3 protein-coding genes are annotated in these 2274 nt (G+C 66.2%); all 3 read right to left on the bottom strand.

All coding sequences use genetic code 11. From position 1 onward, the window contains the following. Nucleotides 1–116 precede the first annotated feature (116 nt). The gene (locus WCB02_RS33450; RefSeq protein ID WP_423965168.1) at nt 117–518 is read right to left on the bottom strand and encodes a hypothetical protein; all 402 of its coding nucleotides are present in this window, start codon (nt 516–518) and stop codon (nt 117–119) included. A 15-nt stretch (nt 519–533) separates the two neighbouring features. Then, nucleotides 534–755, bottom strand: coding sequence for a hypothetical protein (locus tag WCB02_RS33445; protein ID WP_423965166.1), 222 nt, complete (start codon nt 753–755; stop codon nt 534–536). Between the two features lie 406 nt (nt 756–1161). Beyond that, nucleotides 1162–2274, bottom strand: a 1113-nt coding sequence (locus tag WCB02_RS33440; RefSeq protein ID WP_423965164.1) for a SulP family inorganic anion transporter, incomplete at its 5' end; no start/stop codon positions are given.

Genomic DNA, 2274 nt, shown 5'->3' with positions numbered 1-2274 from the left:
CTCCTGTCCGGAGTGACCCGCATCTGGCGCTGCCGCCGCGTCGGCGCGCGGGGTCGCCGCGGCCTTCGCCGCAGCAAGCGGCATGGCCGCCAACTCATCTCATCGGATCGAAAAACTCATCGAATCGAAAAACACTTTGCGACTGCCAGCGCGCCCTGCTCGTCGGTTTCGAGCGCAATCTTCTGAGCCAGCATGACGTCGCCCGCGACGAGATCGTCTTGCGGCACGAAGCACCAGCCGATCAGCGGCCGTCCGACATGCTCGAGCTGAAAGACGTTCATCCCCGTGCCATGATGGATCCGGTACCGCCTTGCGGTGTGGCAGCCCGTCACTTCGAAATAATTGTGCGCGTCGTATTGCGCCAATTGCTCCGGCGACAGCCATTCCCGCAACAGCTTGCGACCGCGCGATTGGCTGGCTTTCGGACGCTCGAACCATTCGCGAAAGGCGCTGGCCCGAGCCGAAGCGGCCGCCAGAAGCCGCCGGAACCCATCGCCTGCGATGCGGAGCAGCTTCATCGGCGCGGTCCAAATTCAGCCGCCGATCAGCCGCGGAAAAAACAGCATCTCGTCTGCTGTCGGATCGAACTTGCGCAGGAGAGCCGCCGTTCCATCCGCGTTGCGCGTTGCCGCCGTGAAGCCGGCCCCCGTCAGCGCCTCGAAGCGGCGCTCGGCCTGCAACAGCGCCGTCGCGTCGCCGGCGTCGAAATCGAGCCTGGTATCACCGTATATGTCCATCACGATCTGGGTTGCCATGATTACTCTCCTGAACTGGCAGCTCGCTCGCAGCGATGCTTTCAACGGCACCGGCCGCGGAAAGTTCCTAACCGGGACACCGGTCGTCGAAGCAAGGGTTCAACGCGCCGGCGCCCAGGCGTTGCCAAACTTTCGTCATTGCGAGCGCGGGCGACTCGTCCGCCGAAGCGTTGGCGAAGGCGGAAGCCTTGGCTCCGCCGAAGCCTTGGAAGGCGGAAGCAATCCGTCTGCCGCAAAGAAGGCGTGGATTGTTTCGCTCATGCTCGCAATGACGGGAAGGGAGCCGATCCCGCCTATGCAAGGGTGGGCAACGGCGCTCTTGCCGTGCCTGCCATTTTGTTTGGACGACGGCAGAGCAGGTTGGCTCGCCGCGCTTTGCCCACCCGACGAACGCCGAACTGCGAATTCAGTCGTGGCTTTCCGCGCCGGGCGCGCCGTCGCGCGACGTCGCGATGGCTTCATGCAGCGTTGTGAAAATGCGGGCTTCGCCGATGGCGGCGGTGATCCGGTGCCGGTCCATGTCGGAGCGAAGGTAGGGACTGACGCGGGCGAAGACGATGCGGACCTTTTGGCGCGTCAGCTCGTCGAGCAGATCGCGCAGCGATTGCGCGGCCGAATAGTCGATATCCGTGATCGCGCCGGCGTCGACGATGAAGCAGCGGACAGGAGCCGGCGCGTGCTTGACCAGGGAGCGCACTTCGTCGGTGAAGCGGTTGGCGTTGGCATAGAACAGATCCGAATTGAAGCGATAGACGATCAGCCCGGGCGCGGTCTCCTGGCCCGGCACCGCGGGCACGGGCACCCACCGGTTGCTTGCGTTCGGCGCCAGCATGATCGTGTGCGGCTCATAGCTGTGGCGGACATGCCTGAACAGCGACAGCGCGATCGCCAGCAGGATGCCCTGTTCGACGCCGATCGCGACCACCGCGGCGGCGGTGACGAGGGCAAGACGAAACTCGCCCGGGCTTTCGCGGCGAATGGCGACGAGACCCCTGACGTCGATCATTCCGATCGCGATCGTGAAGACGATGCTGGCCAGCACGCAGCGCGGCAGGTACTGCAGCGGACCGGTCAGGGCCAGCAGCACGAGCAGCACGGCGGCGGCGAAGACCAGTTGCGCGATCTGGCTGCGCGCGCCGGCGCGATCCGCCATCGCGGTTTGCGTCGGGCTGCCGTTGACGACGAAGGCGCCGCTCATGGCGGCCGCCGCATTGGCGGCCGCCAGGCCAAGGATGTCGGCATCGGCATCGACGCGCTCGTGGTAGCGCACGGCAAATGCCCGCGATGTCGCGGCGCTCTGGGCGATGATCATCACGAAACACGACGCGGCCACGGGCAACAGCGTCAGGGTTTCCCGCCAGGTCAGATCAGGCAGCGCGATCGCGGGCAGACCGCCGGGGACCGGACCGATCACCGCAATGCCCCGCCCGGCGAAACCGAACGCTTCGCTCGCGGCAATCGTCGCCACCACCGCGACCAGCGACAGCGGCAGGCGCGGGGCGACGCGCTGGCCCAGCAG

The organism is Bradyrhizobium sp., from assembly GCF_049581145.1.
GTDB lineage: Bacteria > Pseudomonadota > Alphaproteobacteria > Rhizobiales > Xanthobacteraceae > Bradyrhizobium.
Note: the sequence above shows the minus strand (reverse complement) of the source record. Positions and strands in the feature narration are given on the sequence as shown.